19 protein-coding genes are annotated in these 22,553 nt (G+C 63.7%); 8 read left to right on the top strand and 11 right to left on the bottom strand.

The window, feature by feature from the left end:
• Positions 1-122 precede the first annotated feature (122 nt).
• The 5 genes from LDZ28_RS00270 (at position 123) to LDZ28_RS00290 (ending at position 5,923) form a co-directional block, all read left to right on the top strand.
• A complete protein-coding gene (locus tag LDZ28_RS00270; protein ID WP_350029287.1) occupies positions 123-326 on the top strand; it encodes a cysteine-rich CWC family protein in 204 nt (67 codons plus the stop codon).
• Positions 327-416: 90 nt separating this feature from the next.
• Positions 417-1,709, top strand: coding sequence for an ATP-binding protein (locus tag LDZ28_RS00275; protein ID WP_244826757.1), 1,293 nt, complete (start codon positions 417-419; stop codon positions 1,707-1,709).
• Positions 1,710-1,741: 32 nt separating this feature from the next.
• Positions 1,742-2,284, top strand: coding sequence for a response regulator transcription factor (locus LDZ28_RS00280; protein ID WP_244826758.1), 543 nt, complete (start codon positions 1,742-1,744; stop codon positions 2,282-2,284).
• A 484-nt stretch (positions 2,285-2,768) separates the two neighbouring features.
• Positions 2,769-4,328, top strand: coding sequence for a methyl-accepting chemotaxis protein (locus LDZ28_RS00285; RefSeq protein ID WP_244826759.1), 1,560 nt, complete (start codon positions 2,769-2,771; stop codon positions 4,326-4,328).
• Positions 4,329-4,621: 293 nt separating this feature from the next.
• Positions 4,622-5,923 carry a solute carrier family 23 protein gene (locus LDZ28_RS00290; RefSeq protein ID WP_244826760.1) on the top strand — a complete coding sequence of 434 codons (1,302 nt, stop codon included), beginning with the start codon at positions 4,622-4,624 and terminating at the stop codon, positions 5,921-5,923.
• A 55-nt stretch (positions 5,924-5,978) separates the two neighbouring features.
• On the opposite strand, the gene LDZ28_RS00295 is transcribed toward LDZ28_RS00290, so the two are convergent.
• Positions 5,979-7,643, bottom strand: coding sequence for a Na+/H+ antiporter (locus LDZ28_RS00295; protein WP_244828152.1), 1,665 nt, complete (start codon positions 7,641-7,643; stop codon positions 5,979-5,981).
• 364 nt (positions 7,644-8,007) lie between these two features.
• Between LDZ28_RS00295 and LDZ28_RS00300 the strand changes: the two genes are divergently transcribed.
• Positions 8,008-9,327, top strand: a complete 1,320-nt coding sequence (locus tag LDZ28_RS00300) for an EAL domain-containing protein (protein ID WP_244826761.1) — start codon at positions 8,008-8,010, stop codon at positions 9,325-9,327.
• 24 nt (positions 9,328-9,351) lie between these two features.
• Here the strand turns inward: LDZ28_RS00300 and LDZ28_RS00305 are convergent, their stop codons facing one another.
• Positions 9,352-12,927, bottom strand: coding sequence for an indolepyruvate ferredoxin oxidoreductase family protein (locus LDZ28_RS00305; RefSeq protein ID WP_244826762.1), 3,576 nt, complete (start codon positions 12,925-12,927; stop codon positions 9,352-9,354).
• A gap of 234 nt (positions 12,928-13,161) precedes the next feature.
• Here LDZ28_RS00305 and LDZ28_RS00310 point away from each other — a divergent pair, with 234 nt between their 5' ends.
• A complete protein-coding gene (locus tag LDZ28_RS00310) occupies positions 13,162-13,809 on the top strand; it encodes a glutathione S-transferase family protein (RefSeq protein WP_244826763.1) in 648 nt (215 codons plus the stop codon).
• 6 nt (positions 13,810-13,815) lie between these two features.
• On the opposite strand, the gene LDZ28_RS00315 is transcribed toward LDZ28_RS00310, so the two are convergent.
• From LDZ28_RS00315 to LDZ28_RS00355, 9 genes are all read right to left on the bottom strand, one after another.
• Positions 13,816-14,058 (bottom strand): hypothetical protein, encoded by a 243-nt coding sequence (locus LDZ28_RS00315; protein WP_244826764.1) that lies wholly within the window; start codon positions 14,056-14,058, stop codon positions 13,816-13,818.
• A 42-nt stretch (positions 14,059-14,100) separates the two neighbouring features.
• Positions 14,101-14,322, bottom strand: a complete 222-nt coding sequence (locus LDZ28_RS00320) for a hypothetical protein (RefSeq protein WP_244828154.1) — start codon at positions 14,320-14,322, stop codon at positions 14,101-14,103.
• A 63-nt stretch (positions 14,323-14,385) separates the two neighbouring features.
• The gene (locus LDZ28_RS00325) at positions 14,386-15,303 is read right to left on the bottom strand and encodes a carbohydrate kinase (protein WP_244826765.1); all 918 of its coding nucleotides are present in this window, start codon (positions 15,301-15,303) and stop codon (positions 14,386-14,388) included.
• Positions 15,304-15,308: 5 nt separating this feature from the next.
• Positions 15,309-16,553, bottom strand: coding sequence for an AGE family epimerase/isomerase (locus tag LDZ28_RS00330; protein ID WP_244826766.1), 1,245 nt, complete (start codon positions 16,551-16,553; stop codon positions 15,309-15,311).
• 12 nt (positions 16,554-16,565) lie between these two features.
• Entirely contained in the window at positions 16,566-17,567 is a 1,002-nt protein-coding gene (locus LDZ28_RS00335; protein ID WP_244826767.1) for a LacI family DNA-binding transcriptional regulator, read from the bottom strand.
• 194 nt (positions 17,568-17,761) lie between these two features.
• On the bottom strand, positions 17,762-18,370 hold the full coding sequence (locus LDZ28_RS00340) for a class I SAM-dependent methyltransferase (RefSeq protein WP_244826768.1): 609 nt from the start codon (positions 18,368-18,370) through the stop codon (positions 17,762-17,764).
• Positions 18,367-19,173, bottom strand: coding sequence for a PIG-L deacetylase family protein (locus LDZ28_RS00345; protein ID WP_244826769.1), 807 nt, complete (start codon positions 19,171-19,173; stop codon positions 18,367-18,369). Before LDZ28_RS00345 ends, LDZ28_RS00340 begins: the two co-directional genes overlap by 4 nt.
• Positions 19,161-20,207: an acyl-CoA dehydrogenase gene (locus LDZ28_RS00350; protein WP_244826770.1), complete on the bottom strand. Its 1,047-nt coding sequence runs from the start codon at positions 20,205-20,207 to the stop codon at positions 19,161-19,163. Before LDZ28_RS00350 ends, LDZ28_RS00345 begins: the two co-directional genes overlap by 13 nt.
• Positions 20,208-20,479: 272 nt before the next feature.
• On the bottom strand, positions 20,480-21,499 hold the full coding sequence (locus tag LDZ28_RS00355; protein ID WP_244826771.1) for a bile acid:sodium symporter family protein: 1,020 nt from the start codon (positions 21,497-21,499) through the stop codon (positions 20,480-20,482).
• A 477-nt stretch (positions 21,500-21,976) separates the two neighbouring features.
• Here LDZ28_RS00355 and LDZ28_RS00360 point away from each other — a divergent pair, with 477 nt between their 5' ends.
• Entirely contained in the window at positions 21,977-22,375 is a 399-nt protein-coding gene (locus LDZ28_RS00360) for a hypothetical protein (RefSeq protein WP_244826772.1), read from the top strand.
• The last annotated feature ends 178 nt before the right edge of the window (positions 22,376-22,553 follow it).

Here is a 22,553-nt window from a genome sequence, read left to right on the forward strand (position 1 = left end):
AAACACGCGGATTGTACAGGAGTGACGCTACACGACAGGTCGTTTTTCCCCGCGCGCCGTCTCGTTTTCCGGCATGGCGGCCGGGCATGCGATCATCGCTTATCAATGTCGATGACACGATGATGAACGTATCGCTTCAATCAGGCTCCGACGCGACGCAACGGTGCACGCGCTGCGGCGCGGCGTTTCATTGCGGCGCGCTCGCCGGCGCTGCGACGTGCTGGTGCGCAACCTTGCCCGCGCTGCCGCGCGAACGCTTGCGGCCGGACTCGACTTGCCTGTGCCGCGCATGCCTGGCGGCGGAGATAGGCCAAGCGTCACGCTGATATCAGGGTGCGACAAATCGCGCCACGTTCGGTTTCACTATAGGCGCAAGCGGGATAATGTCGCATGGACCGCACGCACTCAATCACCCGATGCATCGCATAACCAATACCGGACGGGTCAACCTCGGTCACCTTTTCTGGCTTCGCTCGCTGGCGATCATCGGCCAGTTGACGACCATCGCCGTCGTGCAGATTTTCTACAGCGCGAAGCTGCCCTTGCCGGCCATGCTCCTCGTCGTCGCGCTCGAAATGTTCTTCAACGGGCTGACGTGGCTGCGCGTGGCGCGGGCTCAGCCGGAAACCAATGTCGAACTCTTCGGCCAGATGTGGGTCGACTTAGGCGCGCTCTCCGCGCTTCTGTTTCTCTCGGGCGGCTCGACCAATCCGTTCGTCACCTTGTATCTGCCGTCGCTGGCCATTTCCGCGGCCATTCTGCCGTGGACCATGACCGCGTGGCTCGCGCTCTTCGCGGTCTCTTGTTATGCGCTCCTGAGCTACAACTACGTGCCGCTCAACATAGAGAATCCATCGAATCTGTTCGACTACTTCCGCACGGGTCTGTGGGTGAACTTCATGGTGAGCGTCGGGCTGATCGGCTGGTTTGTCGCGCGCATGTCGCGGGCGCTGCGCGTGCGTGACGCCGCGCTCGCCGACGCCCAGCAACGCCATCTGCGCGACGAACGCGCCGTTGCGCTTGGCGTGCAGGCGGCCACCGTTGCGCACGAAATGGGCACGCCGCTGTCCACCATTGCAATGCTGAGCGAGGAATTGCGCGATTCCGCCGCGCACGACCGCAACCTCGCGCCGTATGCGGCCGACTTCGAATTGCTCGAACAGCAGATGGCGCTGTGCACCTCGGCGCTCGCGCGCTTGCGCAGCCGCGCGACGGGGCCGTCGAATCGCCAGCCGCTTCGCGAATGGCTCGCGAGCTTCATCGAGCAATGGCGGCTGCGGCATCCGCAAGTGAAGTTCGAGCACGCGGGCAAGACGCCGGAGTCCATGTCCATCGACGATTCCGTTGCCATCGGTCAGATTCTCACGATCTTGCTGGACAACGCGGCGCGCGCGAGCAGCGAGCTCGTGACCTTGCAGGCATCGGCTGAAAAGGTGGAAGGCGTGCAGATGGTGCGCTTCGATATCTGCGATCGCGGGCCGGGCATTCCGCCCGCGCTGCGTTCGAGCCTGGGCGCCGCGCCAGTGGACAGCACGCAGGGCGGCCACGGCGTCGGGCTATACCTTGCGTTCGCGGCGGCGGCGCGCCTGCAGGGATCGATAGAACTCGCGGCGGATCAGCCACGCGGCACGCGCGCGATCTTGCGCCTGCCGAATTTCGGCGCATCGCCCGCCGATGAAGCACGAACCGAATCAAGCGGCGCGGCGTGAGCACGACGCCGGCCAACATTGGAGAAAGAAGCATGAGCGACATGAATTTCCTGATCATCGACGACGACGAGGTTTTTTCGGGCATTCTCGCGCGCGGCCTGGTTCGGCGCGGCTACACCGCGCATCAGGCGCACGACGCGAGCGAAGCGCTGAAGCTCGCCAATCAGCACAAGTTCGGCCAGATCACGGTCGATCTTCACCTCGGCAACGATTCCGGTTTGCGTCTTGTCTCGCCGCTGCGCGACTTGCAGCCGGACGCGCGCATTCTCGTGCTGACGGGTTACGCGAGCATTGCGACGGCGGTTCAGGCGGTAAAGGACGGTGCGGACAATTATCTGGCGAAGCCCGCGAACGTCGAGTCCATTCTTGCCGCGCTGCATGAACAGGCGAGCGAGCAGACGGCGGAAGAAGCGATTGAGAATCCGACTTTGCTTTCCGTGGCGCGGCTCGAGTGGGAGCACATTCAGCGGGCGCTGGCCGAGAACAACGGCAATATTTCGGCGACGGCGCGTGCGCTCAACATGCACCGGCGGACGTTGCAGCGGAAGCTGGCGAAGAAGCCCGTGCGCCAATAAAAAAAGAACCGCCCAAGCCGGGGGAACGAGGGCGGTAATCGGAGAGTTACAACGACTACGTGCATATACAGGGGAATACGCACAGGGAAAGAATACGTCGACTCGTTGCGGCCAAATATACGATTATTCCGAATCTAGGAAGACTCCTAGAAAGCTGCGATTCAGCAGGAACTTGAAGGCGGCGAGCATCCTCGGCGCAGCACTGAACGACAGCGAGCGCGCACGCGCAACGCAAGCGTCCAGCGCTTGCATGACAACGCCAGTTTTCGTCCGCCTTTCGCCTCACATCTCATCCGCCGTATTCTCCGCATTCGATCTCAAGAAGGCCGCAACCCGCGCCGTAAAGCTCTCTGTGCGCGAACCTGAGTTCGCACCACGCCGTCCGTGGGCGTCGTCTGCGGGGCGTGGGACCAGACGGACCGGCGCGGAAAGCTCGACGCTCGAACGCCGGTCGATGAAGCGCTGGTCGACAGAGGAGACATCGATGAACTGGTTTGACCGCCTTTCCGTGTTTGGCAAGCTCGTGCTGTCATTCGCGGTGGTGATTGTATTTACCGCATGCGTGGGCGTGACCGGCGTCGTATCGCTGGCGAAGATGAACAGCTTGATCGGCGAGATCGGCGCGAAACACATGGACGGCCTTTACTGGGTCGAGGAAGCCAACAAGCACAAGCTGAACACCGACCTCGCCGCCGCGAATCTCACCTTCGCCGACGATGCCGGCAAGGCGAAGCTCAAGGAGGGCATGACCGCCTCGCTCGCAAGCATGCATCAGGCGCTCGACAACCTGCGCCCCACGATGACGACGACGGATGGCCGCGCGCTCTACGACTCGGCGGCGCAGGCTATCGCCGGATGGGAAGACATCGTGCATATGCAGATCGGCACGAAACCCATGCCGACGGACGTCGATCAGATGGGTCTCATCGCCCGTGCGATCGATGCCAGCGAGAAAGCGCGCGCATCGCTCGAACGTCTCGCCGACTTCAAGCGTGAGCGCGCAACCGGCGCACGCAACAACGCGGCGTCCGAATACCAGACGATGCGCGTCGTGATGCTCGCACTCGTGCTCGGCGCGATGGCGGCCGGCGGCTTGCTCGCGGTCTTGATCGGCAGGCGGCTGTCGGCGCAGCTCGGCGGCGAGCCGGGCTATGCGGCGCAAATTGCGAACCGTATCGCGGAAGGCGATCTGACGGCGCGCGTGCAAACGCGTCCGGGCGACGACAGCAGCATGCTTCACAGCCTCGGCAACATGAGCGTGAAGCTGGCGGAGATCGTCGGCGGCATCCGGCATTCGAGCGAATCGATTCTGTTCGCATCGCGTGAAATCGCACAAGGCAACACCGACTTGTCGCAACGCACGGAAGAGCAGGCGGCGTCGCTGGAAGAAACCGCGTCGAGCATGGAGCAGCTCACTGCGACCGTGCGTCAGAACGCCAGCAACGCCGATGAAGCCAGCGGCCTGGCGCGCGGCGCATCGGATGTCTCGACGCGCGGCAGCGAACTCGTCGGCGAAGTGGTGGACAACATGCGCGAACTCGCGGCGGGCTCGAAGCGAATGACGGACATCATCGCGGTGATCGAAGGCATCGCGTTTCAGACTAATATCCTGGCGCTGAATGCCGCTGTCGAAGCGGCGCGCGCGGGCGAGGAAGGACGCGGTTTCGCGGTCGTCGCCGGTGAAGTGCGTTCGCTTGCGCAACGCAGCGCGATGTCGGCGAAGGAGATCAAGGAACTGATCGAAGCGTCGACGGCGCGGGTGGACAGCGGCGCGGCGATCGCCGAGCGCGCGGGTTCGACCATGGCCGAAGTGACGGAAGCCGTGCAGCGCGTGACGGACATCATGGCGCAGATTTCGGCGGCCTCGCACGAGCAGAGCGCGGGCATCGAACAGGTGAATCGCGCGGTGGCGCAAATGGACCAGGTGACGCAGCAGAACGCGGCGTTGGTCGAGCAAGCGGCGGCCGCTGCGGGCGCGATGGCCGATCAGGCCGAGCAACTGAAGGGCGCGGTCGCGGTGTTCGAACTGGACGGGCGCGGGTAATTCGGTTCGCGCTGGCCGCTTGCGATGGCGGCCAGCGTCGAATGTCGCCGACGGCGAGCAGCGGACGCGCTAGCGTTTCGGTGCTCATCGTGCGGTCGCGGTCGAGCGGGCCGCGCATGAATCTTGGCGCCAATGCACCTTTCGCAACGATGTGTACGAAGCGCTCATCGCCGCAAGCCTCCCGTAATATCACCTCGCTTGCCACCCTGCATCCCACTCCGTAAACTCGCGCCAGTTTCCAGAACACCCGCGCCGCACGAAACGGCGTCAATGTCGAGAAGGAGTTGTTTCCCATGTCCAATCCCTATTTCCCGCGCTGGCCCGTCCAGCCGGATGCGCAAGGCGGCCGCGTCGTCGGCCCCGATGAGCGCCTGCCCTGGCCGCAGATGTTCGCCATGGGCATTCAGCACGTCGTCGCCATGTTCGGCTCGACCGTGCTCGCGCCGCTTCTCATGGGCTTCGATCCCAATCTGTGCATTTTCATGTCGGGCATCGGCACGCTGCTCTTCTTCGTGCTGGTCGGCGGACGCGTGCCTAGCTATCTCGGTTCGAGCTTCGCGTTCATCGGGCTCGTCATCGCGGTGACGGGCTACAGCGGCCACGGCCCGAACATGAACATTCCCGTTGCGCTCGGCGGCATCGTGGCGTGCGGCGTGGCTTACGCGATCATCGGTGCAATCGTCACGGCGGTCGGCACGAAGTGGATCGAAGCGCTGATGCCGCCCGTCGTCACCGGTGCGATTGTCTGCGTGATCGGACTGAATCTCGCGCCTATCGCCGTGAAAGGCGTGAGCGCCAGCAATTTCGATTCGTGGATGGCGCTCGTCACCGTGCTTTGCGTGGGCGGCGTGGCCGTGTTCGCGCACGGCATGGCGCAGCGCCTGTTGATTCTGATCGGGCTGGCGATTGCCTACATCATCTACGCGGTGCTGACCAATGGCATGAGCATGGGCAAACCGATCGACTTCTCGATCGTCGCGAACGCCGCATGGTTCGGCATGCCGCACTTCACCGCGCCCGTGTTCGAACCGCAGGCGATGACCCTGCTCGCGCCCATCGCGATCATTCTCGTCGCCGAGAACCTCGGCCACATCAAGGCGGTCGGCGCGATGACGGGACAGAGTCTCGACCGTTACATCGGACGCGCGTTCATCGGCGACGGACTGGCGACCATCGTCTCCGGTTTCGCGGGCGGCACGGGCGTGACGACTTATGCGGAGAACATCGGCGTGATGGCCGTCACGAAGATTTATTCGACACTCGTGTTCGCCATCGCGGCATTGTTCGCCATCGTGCTCGGCTTCTCGCCGAAGTTCGGCGCGGTCATTCAAACCATTCCGGGGCCGGTGCTCGGCGGCGTGTCGATCGTGGTGTTCGGGCTGATCGCGGTGACCGGCGCGCGCATCTGGGTCGTCAACAAGGTGGACTTCTCGGATAACCGCAATCTGATCGTCGCGGCCGTCACGCTCGTGCTCGGCGCGGGCGACTTCACGCTCAAACTCGGCGGTTTCGCGCTTGGCGGGATTGGCACCGCGACGTTCGGCGCGATCATTCTGTATGCGCTGCTGCGCCGGCGTGGGTCGGGCGTGGTTTGATGACAAAGCGCCTGCGCGCCCGGTGGAACGCACGCGCAGGCAAGAGAGCATGCTCTCAAGCCGACAACCCCCGCTTCCGATTCACCAGCGCGGTCTCCGCCAGATCGATCTCCCGGATGAGCTTGTTCAACGTCTCGTCGTTGATCGTCTGAGCGGCGCGCAACCTGAACAACTCGGCCCGCTCGGCGCGCATCGCGGCCATGCGCAGCCGTGTCTCGACCATTTCGCTTCTCTTCGCGGCCACGCGTGGCGCTTCCTCATCGCCGAGGGATTCCAGCCTGCGCCGGTAAATGCCCATCACACGCGCGGATGAATCCGTGCAGCGCGCCGCCGCCGTTTCGTCCATCTGCTCGATGAGCGTCTCGTGCGTGTCGTCGATAGCGCGTATCGCCGCCTGCGCGATGCGCCGCCGCGCCATGCGCTCCTCCGCCGCGTAGGGCTTGTCGATGCGCGCGGTGCCGCGCAAGAGAATAGGCAAGCCGATGACCGCAATGATTAGCGACACCAGGATCACCGCCGACGCGATGAAGATTGCCACGTCACGACCCGCGAGCGGCGTGCCGTTATCGAGCGTGACCGGCAGCGAGAGCACGCCCGCGAGTGTGACCGCGCCGCGCACGCCGCCAATCGTGGTCATGGCGAGCGTGCGGAAACCGGGCGCCGCGCCAATGCCCTGTTTCGCGGCGTTGCGGCTCGCCACCCAGCGCAGGCAATACACCCACACGAAGCGCAACGCATACAACGCGACAACGGTCGCAAGCACATAGCCGATCAAAAGGCCCACTTGAGCGTCGCCATCGTGATGCGCTTCGATCAGCGCCTGCCCGATCACGTGCGGCAACTGCAGGCCGAGCAGAATGAACACCATTCCGTTGAAGACGAACTCGATCATCGCCCAGGTGCTCGTCATGCGGATACGCACCGCGCTCGGAATGCTGTCGCGCAGGCTCTGGATGTTCATCATCATCCCCGCCGATACCGCCGCCAGAATGCCCGAGCAACCCGCGCGCTCGGCGATCACGTAGGCGGCGAACGGAATCAGCACGGTGAGAATGACGCCCGCCGCGGGGTCGTCGTCCTCGGAAAACTTGAGGATGCGCGCGGGTATCTCCGTGATCGCCCAACTGATCGCCGCGCCGATGGCGAGCCCGCCCGCCGCGATGATGAAGAAGCTGATGGTCGCGTCGCGCAGGGAGAACACGCCGGTGAGCGCCGCCGCGATGGCGAACTTCAGCGCGACGAGGCCGGACGCGTCGTTCATCAGCGCTTCGCCTTCGAGGATATGCATGAGGTTCGGCGGAATGCGATTGCGCCCGGCAATGCCCGTCAGCGCGACGGCATCCGTCGGCGAAAGTACGGCCGCGAGCGCAAACGCGACGGGCAGCGGCATCTCGGGAATCATCGCGTGCAGGAAGTAGCCGAGCAGCCCGACCGTGATGAACACGAGGCCGAGCGCGAGCATGAGTATCGCGCGGCGCTGCATGTAGAGCTCGCGCTTCGGAATGCGCCAGCCATCCGCGAAAAGCAGCGGCGGAATGAACAGCAGCATGAAGAGTTCGGGATCGAACGTGACGTGAAGCCCGAAGCCGTGCCACGCCAGCACCGCGCCGATGGCGATCTGGATCAGCGGCAGTGGCAGCTTGACCGGAAGCAGGCTCAGTCCGAAGCCGGACAGCGCGACCACCATCAGAAGAATGAGTACGGTGAAGACGATTTCCATATGTGCGGTACTGCACGACGCAAAGAGGCGAAAGCCCTTGATGCCGTCTAGCATTGCTCGGGCGACGCGAAAGTTTATCGCGTGAGCCGGTCAGGGTTGATATACGGTGATATACGACGCTCGCACCGCGGCGGTGCGCATGCACGCGAAATCGCCTGATAGCGGTGCACATTCCACCTAAAACGCCGACAAATCCACATGCATTGCTCGCATGGAGCTTGCTTTATCGTCAGCCACGGGGGACGCAAGACTCCCGGCAGATCAACGAGGGCTGTTCTATGAAATCGGTATTGGACGGGGCCGGGGCGGGACTGGTCAGGCTTGGCCAGGCAAGAGATTCGGCGTTTTGCGGGAGGGCACGGACATGGTGATCGCGAATCCGGAAAAGGCGACGGTCACCACGCGTAGCTTCGAACTGGGCGTGACCTCGGGCTTCGACCGCTATTCCGTCGAACATGGCGACCTGACGCTCTCGAGCGTCTTCCAGCCGGTCTTCAGCCTTTCGCATATGCGCGCGGTCGGCTACGAAGGCTTGTTGCGCGCGCATGACTCGCTCGATCGTCCGGTTCCTCCGGTCGATGTTTTCGGGCAGGCATCGCGTATTGGCGAAGCCATGCTGATCGACCGGCTGGCGCAGGCGCTGCATCTGGAAAACTTCAAGATGCTGGGCGCGCAGACCGAATGGCTCTTTCTCAACGTGCATCCCGGCGCGCTGACCGAGCCGTATCACGCCGCCGCGTTGATGGCCAACCTCAAGCGGCTGCATATCGAGCCGCGCCGCGTCGTGCTCGAAGTGCTGGAGCAGAGCGCCGAAGACATGGAACGGCTCGCGCTCGCCGTGCAGCAGTTCCGCGATCAGGGCTTTCTCATTGCGCTGGACGACTTCGGCGCGGGACATACGAACATCGAACGCATCTGGCAACTCGATCCGGATATCGTGAAGCTAGATCGCGTGATGCTGTCGCACGCCGGGCAGAACGTGCACGCGCCTTCGTCGTCGCGCACGATCAAGCAGCGGCAGAACATGGAAGCGGTGCTCTCGGGCATCGTGTCCTTGCTGCACGAAGCGGGCAAGCTCGTGCTGATAGAAGGCGTCGAGACCGAACACGAGGCGCAATTGGCGCTTGCGAGCGGCGCGGACTTCGTGCAGGGCTTCTTCTTCGCGCGGCCGCATCCGGGTCTCGCGGATGGCGACCACGCGAAAACCGTCATCGGCGAACTCACCGAGCGCTACCGCTTGCAGACCGAGGCGCGCGAACGGCGCGTGGCGACGCGGCTGCAACCCTACGTGCGTGCCTTCGAGCGCGCGGCGGAACGGCTTGCGGCGGGCGAGCCGCTCGACGAAGTGTGCTGGAACTTCCTCGCGCTCGATAACGCCGCCCGCTGCTTCCTGCTCGATGCCAACGGTCGCCAGGCGGGCCGCAATGTCGTGCTGCGCGCCGACCGCGCGGCGCACGAAGCACGATTTCTCCCGCTGATCGACGCGCAAGGCGCGAACTGGCTGCGCCGACCATATTTTCGGGCGGCGCTCGGCGAGCCGGAGCGCGTGCACGTGACGAAGCCGTATCTGTCGATCAACGAGGCGATGCCTTGCGTCACGTTGTCGGTGGAGACGCGGCTCGACGGCAAGCGCTGCGTGCTGTGCGGCGACATCGACTGGATCTCGGACGACGAGCTCGTCTGAGAGCCGAGGCGTCACACGTCCCGATCATTTCGCCACGACGACCGGAATTCCCTTCAGGCTCGATGCGCCCTTCATCGTTTCGATGGACGCGCGCACCGCGTCGCCCGTCGCCGCTTCAATGCCGATGCGCGCCGCGATATCGCGTTCGCCGCGCTTGACCATCGCGAGGCTGGCGAGCTTCACGTGACCGTAGCCGCGCACGCGTTCAAAGAGCGCGGCAAGCGCCAACACGTCTTGCGCGTTGTGCGTATCGCGGTTGGCGAGCGCGCGTTGCATCGTGAGTTCGTAATCGCTGGCGAGTTGACGCTCCATGCGCCGTTCGAGCGTCTTGCCGAACGGATCGAGCACCGTGCCGCGCAGCGCGCGAAAGCTCGACAAGCCGCCGAGCACGGACCACATCCATTGACCGAACACCTTCTTTTTCGACGCGCGTGACATGGCGGGCGGCGCGAGATTGAACTTCACGGTGTAGTCGTCGCCGGCCGCGCCTTCGAACTGCGCGGCGAGCGCGGCGCGAAACGCCGGGTCCGTGTAGAGGCGCGCGACTTCGTACTCGTCCTTCACTGCGAGCAGCTTGTAGAACGTGACCGCGACGGCGCGCGTGAGGGCGTCATCGCCCGATGCGTCCTCGACGAGCTTGCGATAACGCGCGACATACTTCGCGCCGCCGTACGCGAGAAGCCGTTCCTCGCGGTCGCGGATCAGCTCGCGCAAGGGCATGTCCGCCATCGCGACACGCTTGTTTTCCTTCGATGCCGCCAGCGCTTCCAGCGCGCTCTCATCCGCCGCCGCGAGCCGTCCGATGGCGAAGGCCAGCTTGTTCGCGGCCACCGCCACGTTGTTCAGTTCGAGCGCGCGCATGAGCGCCGCGTGCGACAACGGCACGAGCCCCAACTGCCACGCGAAGCCCAGCATCAGAATGTTCGCGCCAATGGTGTCGCCGAGAAAGCGCGTGGCGAGCGCCTGTGCATCGCAGCTTCGGAGCGCGTCGGCGGCATGGGGCCCGGCTGCGTGCCGCATCTTGTCGATGAGCGCATCCGCGTGAAGATTCGCCTCGGGGTTCTGCACGAAGCTCGCGTTGGCGATGGCGTGCGTGTTCACGACGATCTTCGTTCTGTCGTGCCGCACCGTTTGCAAGGCTTCGGGACTCGCGCCCACCACCATGTCGCAAGCGAGCAGCAAGTCGGCCTGTTGCGTGTCGATGCGCACCTGGTTCAGAAGCGCATCGGTCGCGGCGAAGCGCACGAACGACAGCACCGAGCCGCCTTTCTGCGCGAAGCCCATGAAGTCGAGCACCGACGCGCTCTTGCCTTCCAGATGCGCCGCCATGCTGATGAGCGCGCCCACGGTGACCACGCCCGTGCCGCCTACGCCCGTGACCAGGATGTCATAGGGCGCAGCGTCGAGATGCGCTTGCGGCAAGGGCAGGGAATCGACCTTTCGCGCGAGTTCGGCTGGATCGAACGCGTGGCCTTCCGCCTTCTTGAGCTTCGCGCCTTCGAGCGTGACGAAGCTCGGGCAGAAGCCATTCACGCACGAATAGTCCTTGTTGCACGACGACTGATCGATGCGGCGCTTTCTTCCCAATTCCGTTTCCACCGGTTCGACCGATAGACAGTTCGACTTCACGCCGCAGTCGCCGCAACCTTCGCACACCGCTTCGTTGATGAAGAGCCGCTTGTCTGGATCGGGAAATTCGCCTTTCTTGCGGCGGCGGCGCTTTTCGGCGGCGCAGGTCTGGTCGTAGATGAGCACGGTGACGCCCGGCGTGTCGCGCAGACGGCGCTGCACGGCATCGAGTTCGTCGCGATGATGAAACGTCGTGCCGCGCGGAAACTGATCTTCGTGGCCGTCGTACTTTTCGGGCTCGTCGCTGACCACGACGAGCAGCGCAATGCCTTCGGCTTCCACTTGCCGCGCGATTCGCGGCACGGAAATGCTGCCATCGACGGGCTGGCCGCCGGTCATCGCGACGGCGTCGTTATAGAGAATCTTGTACGTGATGTTCGCCTTCGCGGCCACGGCTTGACGAATCGCGAGAATGCCCGAGTGGAAATAGGTGCCGTCGCCCAGGTTCTGAAACACGTGCGGCGTTTTCGTGAACATGGAATGCGAAGCCCAATCGACGCCTTCGCCGCCCATCTGAATGAGACCGGTCGTGTCGCGCTCCATCCACGAAGCCATGAAGTGACAGCCGATGCCCGCCTGCGCCACCGACCCTTCGGGCACCTTCGTCGACGTGTTGTGCGGACAGCCCGAGCAGAAGTAGGGCGTGCGCTTCACGGCATCGGCGATATTGGACAGAATTTGCGGCGCGACGAGATCCACCACTTTGTCGCGGCGATCGAGCGCGGGCTTGTGACGCGCGAGCCATTGCGCGAACACCGGCAGCACGCGCGAGGGCCGCAACTCGCCGAGCGCGGACAGAAGCGGCGCGGCATCTTGCGCCGTCTTGCCAATCACGACGGGACGCGCACCTTGCGCGCGGTTGTAGAGATGGTCCTTGATCTGCTGCTCGATGACCGGCCCTTTCTCCTCGATCACGAGCACTTCCGCGAGCCCTTCGACGAACGATTCGAGCCGCGTCGTTTCGAGCGGATACGAGAGCCCGACCTTGTAGATACGCACGCCCGCCATATCCAGATCGGCGATGGTGAGATCGAGGCGGCGCAGCGCTTCCATGAGATCGAGATGCGCCTTGCCGCACGTCACGATTCCCACGTTCGCGCGCGGGCTCGGCGCAATCCATTTGTCGATGCTGTTTTCGCGCGCGAAGTGCCGCGCCGCTTCTATCTTCGCGGCGAGGCGCGATTCGATGGTGAGACTCGGCAGATCGGGCCAGCGGTTGTGCAGTCCGCCCGGCGGCGGCGTGAAGTCTTGCGGCGCTGGCCAGTCACGGCGGATGCCGTCCAGATCGACGGTCGAGCCGGATTCGACCGTCTCCGAAATCGCCTTGAAGCCGACCCACGCGCCCGAAAAGCGCGACAGCGCCCAGCCGTAGAGACCGAACTCCAGCATGTCGGCCACGTTCGACGGATTCACCACCGGCATGTGCCACGCGATCATCGCCTGATCGCTCTGATGCGGCATCGACGAAGACACGCAGCCGTGATCGTCGCCGGCGACGACGAGCACGCCTCCATGCGGCGAAGAACCGTAGGCGTTGCCGTGCTTGAGCGCATCGCCCGCGCGGTCCACGCCAGGGCCTTTGCCGTACCACATCGCGAAGACGCCATCGACGGTGCGCTCCGGGTCCGATTCAACGCGCTGCGTGCCGAGCACCGCCGTGCCGCCAAGTTCCTCGTTGATCGCGGGCAGAAAGCGCACGTCGTGCGACGCGAGCAGTTTCTTCGCCTTCCACAATTGCTGATCGACCATGCCGAGCGGCGAGCCTCGATAGCCGCTCACGAAACCGGCCGTGTTGAGATTCGCCGCGCGGTCGAGTTCGCGCTGCATCAGGACGAGCCGCACGAGCGCCTGCGTGCCGGTGAGGAAGATGCGGCCGCTCGTGGCGCTCAGGTTGTCGGTCAGTCGATAGCCCGACAATGCCGGTTCTTTAGAGTGCGAGGCGAATGCATCAGCGGGAACACGCGCGTTCATGGAGTCTCCGTTCTTTTAGGTACGCGGGGCAGGTCTCCATTTTTCGCTGTCGAAGGCGGAAAGTTTTTGCGCACTTCCCGACTATCGCGCTCTCTCGGAAAGTAATTGGATTAATTTCGAGATAACCGAGCGGAATCTTCTCGATTGCCGGTGTGCTCACGTATACCCGAAGCGGGATCGCGCATGCTTTGGGTCTAACCTGAACGCCCGACGATCGCCCCAAGAAGGATGCCGATGAAGCTCTATTACTGGCCGAAGACCCGCGCTTTTCGCGCGCTGTGGATGCTCGAGGAAATGCGCGTGCCCTACGATCTCGAGTTCGTGAACATCCGCGCGGGCGTGCAGAACGAGCCCGCGTTCTGCCGCGTCAATCCGATGTCGAAACTGCCCGCGCTGGAAGACGGCGACGTCAAGGTGGCGGAGTCGGGCGCGCTGCTGCTGTATCTCGCGGATCGCTATCCGGAAACGAAGCTCGGCGCTTCGCCGCACGACCCGTTGCGCGGCCGCTTTCTGCAGTGGATGTTCTTCACCGGTTCATGTCTCGAACCCGCGATGGCCGAACGCATGACCGGCGCACAAGGCAACACGGTGAGCTTCGGCTGGGGCGATCTGGCGCGCGTGGAGCGTGCCATCGAAGGCGCGCTCGAAGAAGGCCCGTGGCTGCTCGGCGAACAGTTCAGCGCCGCCGACATCCTCGCGGCGAGCACGCTGCAGATTGCGTTCATGGCGAAGCTGATCGCGCCGCAGGGCGTGCTCTTCGATTATGTCGAACGGGCGGTGGCGCGCGATAGTCATGAACGCGCGGCGGCGATCGATCATCGGGAAGCGGAGCGGCTCGCGTTACGGCCGCATACCGGCGCGATCACGCCGCCCGCGCATTGAATGTGATTAGGGAAAGGTGCGCGGCTTAGGAATTCCCGCACCGGCTTCGATATCCGCTACCGCGCGTCGATGCGCAAGCTCGACCGCGGCGGCGGAATCGGCAAGGCCGTCGCCGCCGACCGTGGACCACGCTTGCACGGGTTTGTCGTTATGACGGATTTCGTACTCCGCATCCCAGCGCGCGCCTTGCAACTCGAGCGGCTTGACGTGGATTGCGTAGACGCCATAGAGGAAGACCTGCTCCGGCATGATGCCCTCCCGATCAGGATAAGCAGCGGCGCGCCGCTGCTCCTACAGTTCGATTTCCCCGAGAATTCGATGCGCAAGCGCGCGCGCTTCTTCCAGCGCTTCGTGCTCGTTCTCCGATGCGGCTTCCACTTCGTAGAGTGTCGGCTCGGTGTCTTCGCCGTCGTCGCGTTCGAGTGAGACGAGACCCTGATACTTGTCCCCGTCGATGGCGCGCACGCCGATCGTCGCGGTATAGATGCCTTTCGTGTACGTCGTGTCTTCCATGAGCGCCTCCGGCAAGGACGAAATCATGCTAGCACGCGGTCATGGAACGCGTATGACGCCGTGCTACCGGAGCAGCTCCTCCACTTCTTCGAGCGATGGCGAATGCCCGCCCGAATGCCGGCATGCCGCCGCGCCTGCCGCCAGCGCGAACTTCAGGTGATCGGGCCATTGGCCGTGACGCGCCATCAGGCTATAGAGCAAGCCGCCGATGGACGCATCGCCGGCGCCGACCGTATCCGCCACTTCGACGCTCGGCGGCCGCGCGCGATATTCCTGGCCGTCCGCATAAAGCGTGGCTTCGTCCGAACCGCGCGTGACGAGCACGGTGGCTTGCGGGTTCATCGCGCGGATTTGCGCGAGCGCGTCCGCTTCGGACAAGCCCTTGAACAGCATGTGCAGGTCTTCGTCGGAGACCTTGATGAGATCGGCGAGGGCGGCCATCTTGCGCAGCGTCGGCTCGTAGCCGTGCTCCATCAAGTTGCGATAGTTCGGATCGAAGCTGATCTTCACGCCGTGCTGACGCAGTTGCGCGGCGAGCGCGGCGAGCGTGTTGCCGAGCGGTTGACGCACGAGGCTGATGCAGCCGAAATGCGCCCACTTCACGCGCTCCATCCAGCCTTGCGGCAGCTTCGACGGATCGAACGCGAGGTCCGCGCCGTTCTCGCCCATGAAGTAGTAAGTGGGCGGCTGCGTCTTGTGGACGATGGCGAGCAGCGGCGGACGTTCCACGCGCTGCAGGAAACGCATGTCGAGGCCGGCGGCGACGCTTGCGTCCCAGAGATCGTCGGAGAAATTATCGGTGCCGAGCGACCCGGCCGCCGCCGTCGGCAACCCGAGACGCGCAACCGCGCGCGCCACGTTCCAGCCCGCGCCGCCCGGACGCGAAAGCCAGCTCGACACGTCGGTGCGGATCATGTCCGTGAGGATGTCGCCTGCGGAAACGAATTGCGGAAAGGTCTCGGATGTCTTCTCGGTTGCCATGCGCGTCACCGTTGTGTCGAATGGGACCCGAGCGCGTTCAGCACTTCGTAGCACGCGCCCATGGTGTGATAGTCGGTCTTGCCGGCAGGACTTTTCTCGTCGCCGTACTTGCGGTTGTCGCACGTGAGGATGCGATACCACGCGCCGTACTCGTGATCGACGAAGTGTTCCCAGCTATAGCGCCAGAGTTCGTCGTAGCTGTCCCAGAAGCGCTCGCGGCCCGTGCGCGCGCCGAGCAGCGCCGCCGCCGCGAAGCTTTCGGCCTGCACCCAGAAGTACTTGTCGTGATCGCAGATGGTGTCGTCGGGGCCGAAGCCGTAATAGAGGCCGCCATGACGATCGTCCCAGGCGCGGCAGAAGCCTGCATCGAACAATTCGATGGCGCGCGGCGCAAGCCACGGCAGCGCGCGATGCCGCTCCAGGATCAGCAGCAGCTTCGCCCATTCGGTCTGATGCCCCGGCTGAAAACCCCACGGACGAAAAATGTTCGAGCTGTCGGATTCGTTGTAATGCCAGTCCACCGACCAATCGCGCTTGAAGTGTTCCCAGACGAGGCCGTGCGAAAGCTTTGCCTGCCGCAGCGTGATGTTGCCCGCGATCTTCTCCGCGCGATCCAGATAAATCACGTGGCCGGTGGCTTCATACGCGGCGAGCAGCGCCTCGGTCGCGTGCATGTTGGCGTTCTGCCCGCGATAGTCGGACAACTGCCAGTCGGGCGTGGCTTCGTCGGCGTAGAGACCGGCTTCGGCGTCCCAGAAGCGGCGCTCCATCAGCGCGAAAGTCTCGTCGATGAGCGGCTTCGCTTCGTCGATGCCCGCCATGGCTGCGTGCGCGCAAGCAAGCAGCACGAACGCATGGCCATAGCAATGACGCGTGCCGTCGAGCGTGTTCGCCTGGCCGTCGCGCCATTCAATTTCCCAGTCGTAGCCTTCGTGCTTCGCGTCCCAGTGGGCGTCGCGCAGGAACCGGAACGCGTGGCGCGCCCAGTCCTGATACGACGGATCGCCGAAATGGCGATAAGCCATCGCGTAATTGAAGACGAAGCGCGTGCTGCTGACGAGATGGCGCGTGGTGCGGTCGTAGACCCGGCCGTCGTCCTTGAAGAAGTGGAAAAAGCCGCCTGACTCGTCGCGCGCGGTGGGCGCGTAGAACGCGAGCGTGTCGCGCACGTGCGAGAGCAGGAAGTCGCGGCTGCGGAAATCGACGCTCGCTTGCGGCGCGGTTTCCACGGGGGATGCGGTCAGGTTCATGTATCGCTCATCTCATATCTGGCCGGAGCTCGCGCGGGCGATGAAATCGACGCCCACCAGCGTGTCGGCCTGCCCCGGCGGGTTCGCATTGTCCTCCAGCAACAAGTCGACGCCACGACGGCCGAGCGCTTCCTTGTCGACCGTCACGGTCGAAAGCGGCGGCGTGCTCTGCGCGGCGGCCGGGATATCGTCGAAACCGACGAAGGCGATGTCCTCCGGCACGCGCATACCGTGCGCGAGGCATACGCGCATGGCGGCGAGGGCCGCTGCATCGTTATAGGCGAAAACCGCGTCGGGCAAAGGAATGGATTGCGCGCGCGACTCGCCGATCAGCCGCTGCATGGCGTCGGCGGCGGCGAGATCGGGAGGCGATCCAGGGTGCGTGACGAGTTCCAGCATTGGGTCGAACAGCAGGCCGGCATCGAAATACGCCTTGCGATAGCCGAGCGCGCGCTGCGCGATGCTGTAATGCGCGAGCGACCCGCCGATGAACGCCACGCGCCGCCGCCCCTGCGCGAACAGATGCTGCATTGCAAGCGACGCGCCCCTTACGTTGTCGATGTTCACCGAGCGAAAGCCCGGCGCGCGCAGGTCGATGAGCACCGTAGGGCGCGCCAGCGAATGCAGATGCGCAAGCAGTTCCGGCTCGACGAAGCCCGCGACCGCGATGGCGTCGGGAGCGTGCAGGCGCATTTGCTGCGCGAGATCGAGCGTGGGACCCGCGGTCAACACCGACGGCACGAGCCGATGTTCGCGGCAGGCTTCCTCGAAGCCATGCAGCACATGCGAGAAAAACGGGCTGGCGGCGAAATTGTTGTGCTGCCTATGCAGCAGAAACGTGACACGGCGAATGCGCGTGCGCAGTTGCGCGGCATCGTAACCGAGTTGCTGCGCGACTTCGACGACGCGCACGCGCGTGGCTTCCGACAGCCCCGGCTGGTTCTTGAGCGCGCGTGACACCGTCCCGATCGAGACGCTTGCCGCGCGCGCGACATCGCGAATGGTGGTGGCCATCGTGGTGATTCAGTCTCCGCGGATTTCCTGCGGCGCGCGCGGTGTTTAGCGCGAACCGGCTACATTCGTTTTGCGGCGATTGTATAGTAAAAAATCGCAAAACAAACTGTGGAGACAGGGTGGGGAAACCACTAAGACCAATGCTGTATGGCGTTTGAAGTCTTTTTGTTTGTTTAGTAAAAAGCAGAAAACATTTACATCGAACCTTCGCGCTCGTGTACCGAACGCTTGTCGGGCGTCCAAACGTCGAGCAGAAGGTCGTCGTCCCAGTAATGGCACAAGAGCGGCAAGCCCATTCGACCGCGCAGACGCGCGTGCACGTCTTCGCCGGTATGCGTCCAGCCTTCCATGGGTTTTCGCCAGTGGCATGCCACGACCGTTCCGTCCGGCGTAAGCGTGCGGCGCACATGTTCGACGATATGCCACAGCTGCGGCTCGTCGAGGTAGTAGCCAATTTCGCTGAGGAGCACGAGATCGAACTTGCCTTCGGGCCACGCGTCCGGAAGCAGCATGTGCTCGACCGTCACGTTGTCGAATTGCGCGATGCGCTGCCGCGTCAGCTCGACGGCGTCCGCGCTGATGTCCGTGGCGACGACTTCGTCGCAGCGCGCCGCAAGCAGCGCCGTTAGTTCACCGTTGCCGCAGCCCGGTTCGAACGCGCGCGCGTAGCGGTCGTTGGGAAGCGTGGCTAGCGTCAACGCGCGCTTGCGGCGTTCGTACCAACGGTTCCTGATCTTCCAGGGATCGTCGTTGTCCTTGTAAAGCTGGTCAAAGTACTGCTTCGGATCGTTGATGTTGCTCATATGAGAATGACTTCGAAGGGCCTCGTCAGGCGGGCCAGGACATGCTCGGGCAGAACCGGCGCTTGTCCGGTCGTCTTATCCGGCTCGGTCTGGCTTCTGAAGGCTTGCACGGCCCGGAGCTTCCTGGTGTGCGTTGCCGCGTCCAGGGCGATGCGCCGCGCGCGGCTCCACGGCACGCGCGAATCGTCCGGCGACGCCCAGTGCCAGGTCCAAAGCGGCACTTCGACAAACGGCAAACCAAGCTCGTTCGCGGCCAGACACGTGGCGCGCCCGACGGCCTCGTGATCGGGATGGCCATCGTACCGCCACGTAGTGAAAACGATGTCACCAGGCTGAAGAAATTTAGCCAGAAGTACTGATAGATCCGCTTCGATTTGTCGCGCCCCGCCATCCGGCAAGCCCAGCCGGACGACTTGCGCGTTACGCAGATGCAGCCGCTGCAAGGCGTCCCGCGTTTCTTGCGGACGCACGCTGGCAAGGCGATCCGGCGTCCATTCGGTCGATTCCGGATGGCTCGCGGTGCCGTCCGTCACGGCGACGATCAACACGTTCCGGCTTAATTCCGAGAGGCGTGAAAGTAATCCGCCCGTACCGAGCACTTCGTCGTCCGGGTGTGGCGCCACGACGACAGCGCGGCCGCCCAGCGGGACGAGATCGGCGGGATCGACTTCCGGTAGCGCGCTCAGCTTGCCCCAGTCCTGCCAGCTTTTCTCGGGCGTGCCTCGCCCTTCGATTACCCTGTCGTGCTCCGGCGCACCGGTTTCGGCGAGCGCCTTCGGCTCTTGCGTCGTCAAACTTTCCATGAGTCAGGCTCCCGTTCGAGCAGATGTTCCGCGAGCGATGCCTCGTCGCGTTCCGCGTGGCTTTGTCTGATGAAGACTGGCAAATCCGCCATCAAGTGAGCGAAGTGATCGTCGCGACAGAGCGGCGCCGCTCCGAGCGCGCGGCCCGCATGCTCGATGACATGCGCGGCGCAGCGTTCGGCCGCCAGACGCGCGCGCATGGCGGCGAGCATGGCGTTGGCCTGCGGCTCGCGGTCGATGAATGCCGCCGTCTCGCGCAGCAGCGCGGCCGTGGCGCAAAGCGTGGTGTCGATAGCGCCGAGATGCGCGAGCTTGTACGGATCGGCGCCGCGTCGCGCGCCCTTTTCGACGAAGCGCGCAATGCCCGCCGCCGCGCCGAACCAGCACGCTGCAATGCCCGCGCCGCCTTGCCAAAAGCCAGGACGCTCGACATAGCTTCCCGGCTTGCCGATTCGCCGCGCAGGCACGTTGTCGAAGTGGACATCGACGCTCGCGCTTGCTTGCATGCCGACGGCAAACCAGCCTTCGCGCGTCACCTTGACGCCCGGCTGGCGGATATCGACGGCGGCGAGCATCGGCTCTCCGCGCTCGTTCCAAGCCGTCACGAGCGCATGCGTCACCGAAGCCGCTCCGGAACACCACGCCTTGACGCCGTGTAGAAGCACGTCGTCCGACTCCGGGTTGCCTATGGCCGCAAGGCGGGCGTTCGGCGGCTCGGCGGCCCATACGCCCCACGCTTCGTTCGAGGCGTGATGCTCTTCGTCGAGTTCGGCGAGGATGGCGAGCGCGTCCGTATGGCCTTCGTACAGTTTGACGAGCGCGAGGTCGAAAGCGGCGACGGCGCCGAGCGCGCGCCAGCGCTCACGCGTGGCGCCGCGTCCGGGCAAGGGCAGCCGGTCGAGGCGCGCGTCGATCAGAACGCGTAGGGCGCGAGCTGTGTCGTCTGCGTTGCCGCGCTGAAATGACAGTTCTCCGAGACATGCTTGCAGGGCGGATGCCGATACAAGCGGCTCGGCGGCCGAGGCGAGTGACATGGCGTGACTCACTCCCCATCTTCGCTGTGCTGGAGGGCGCTAGCGTTCCGCATGGACATCTCCTGTTCTCGTTTGCGCATTACTTGGACAAGAGTGTGGCAAGCGACATGCCCGGACGCCATTCAGCCAGACGGGATAGGCAAAAGCGCCGGACAGGAGTCAGGCAAATCGACTTACGCCGTCCGGCCGAGTCGACGGTATCGATCAGACGGGTTCAAATGCACAAAGGCCGCACGAGGCGGCCTTTGTCGGGAAACGATGATGGAGATGTGTCAGCGCCGCGCGGTTGCGGCGATGTTCTTGCCTTCGCGTGGGGGTTCAGTCGCGGTCTTGCGTGCGCCCCAACGTTGCGCCAAGACCGCGCACACCATTAACTGAATTTGATGGAACAGCATCAACGGGAGCACGACCGCGCCAACCGTATGGGACGCGAAAATCACCTTCGCCATTGGAATGCCGGAAGCAAGGCTCTTCTTCGAACCGCAGAAGATGATGGTGATCTGATCGGCGCGGCTGAAACCGAGACGCCGCGCGGTGAAGGCCGTTACCAGGAGCGCGACGGTGAGCAGCAGCACGTTGACGACAAGAAGGCCCAAAAGCGTGGAAGCGGAAATCGAATGCCAAATGCCTTCGTTTACGGCTTCGCTGAACGCGACATAGACCACGAGCAGAATCGAGCCTTGATCGACGAACTTGAGCACCGCCTTGCGCCGGTCGATCCACTTGCCGATAGCCGGACGCAGCAACTGCCCCGCCACGAACGGCACGAGCAATTGCATGACGATGCTGCCAACCGTATGCCACGGCGAACCCGTTGTCGCGCCATTGCTCGTCACGAGCAAGCCGACGAGCGCAGGCGTGATGAAGATGCCGAGCAGGCTGGACGCCGACGCGCTGCACACCGCCGCAGGCACGTTGCCTTTTGCCATGGATGTGAACGCGATCGACGACTGCACCGTGGAGGGCAATGTGCACAGGAACAGAATGCCGGTGTAAAGGGCAGGCGTGACGAGCGGCATGAGCAACGGCTTGAGCGCGAAGCCAAGCAACGGGAACAGCACAAAAGTGCTCAACAGAACGAGAAGATGCAGCCGCCAGTGTGTTGCGCCAGCGACGATCGCCTCGCGGGATAGCTTTGCGCCATGCAGAAAGAACAGCAGCCCGATTGCAACGTTGGTGATCCAGTTGAACGCCGTGGCCACGTTGCCGCGACAAGGCAAAAAGCTCGCGAGGATGACCGTGCTGACGAGCGCCAGCGTGAAGTTATCGGGAAGAAGTTTGGGCCGCGCCATCGGTTGGATCTCGCACTCGTGCTTACGGGCCGAAGTATTCGGGTACCGCGCGCGTCAAGTCAGTAAAAACCATGATTTTCGCTCGTAGGCGATTGAAAAGGCAAATTCATTTACAGGATTGATTGATTACCACCGCGCATGAGCGCGCTTGTTTTCCTTCGATGCAGAAGCATCAACCGGGCCGCCAGACCGGTCACTTCGACAGTGCGCAAATCCTCCGTGAGCGACTTTTTTCATCGGACGATTTGTCTTTCAAATCAGCAGGATGCAGCGGAAAAACTCCGACGTAACATGGTGTTACAACCATGAATCGGGCCTAACACTTTTTGGCTCGACGGCCGACGCCGGGCGAAATAAATTGTGGAACATGCCGGTCGACGAGTGCGCGCGAGATCTCCTCGCCGTCGCCATTGGTCCGACTTTGACCGGTTGTCCGTTGGGCGTCGACTTCTCTTTTTGCGTCGCTAACGGGCAGGAATGGTGTCGGACACTGGCTGTTTTCTCGACATGGCGCTCATCGGTATACGCACAACGACTCGTTTTCTTGCAGCCACCGCGATCTCTTCGCTGGCGGTCGCGGGTTCGCTCGCGCTTGCCGGTCCGCGTGTCGAATGGCTGTCGTCGGCGGTGTTTCAAGATTCCGCGAGCAGCCGTCAGTCGCTGCACCATACGCCGGTTGCCGCCAAGGACGGTCTCACGCCAGTGAGCGCCGAAGTGCGGCCCGTGCCGCGCGCCGAACAGGCGGCGTCGCTCAGAGGCGCGGGTTCGATTCGCGCGGACATCGCCCGCTATAACGAAGAGCGCAGCCTGCCACGTCAACCCGGCCGCCCGGTCGATGATGGCCGCACCTCCGGCAACGCCAACTTCCGCAACTGAGCTTCACCTGCTGCGACGTCTTGTGCAATTCCGCAATGCTTGCGCGTTAACTTCGTGGTTAACTAAAAATTAATTGCGCGTCTAGTTGCGCCGTGACGGTGACGCAATCACGCCACAGTTGTTCATTCGTGACCGCATAAACATTCCTCTCTTTTCGCGCTGCACGGACAATGCGCCC

The sequence above is a fragment of the Caballeronia sp. TF1N1 genome (genome assembly GCF_022878925.1).
Classification (GTDB): Bacteria; Pseudomonadota; Gammaproteobacteria; order Burkholderiales; family Burkholderiaceae; genus Caballeronia.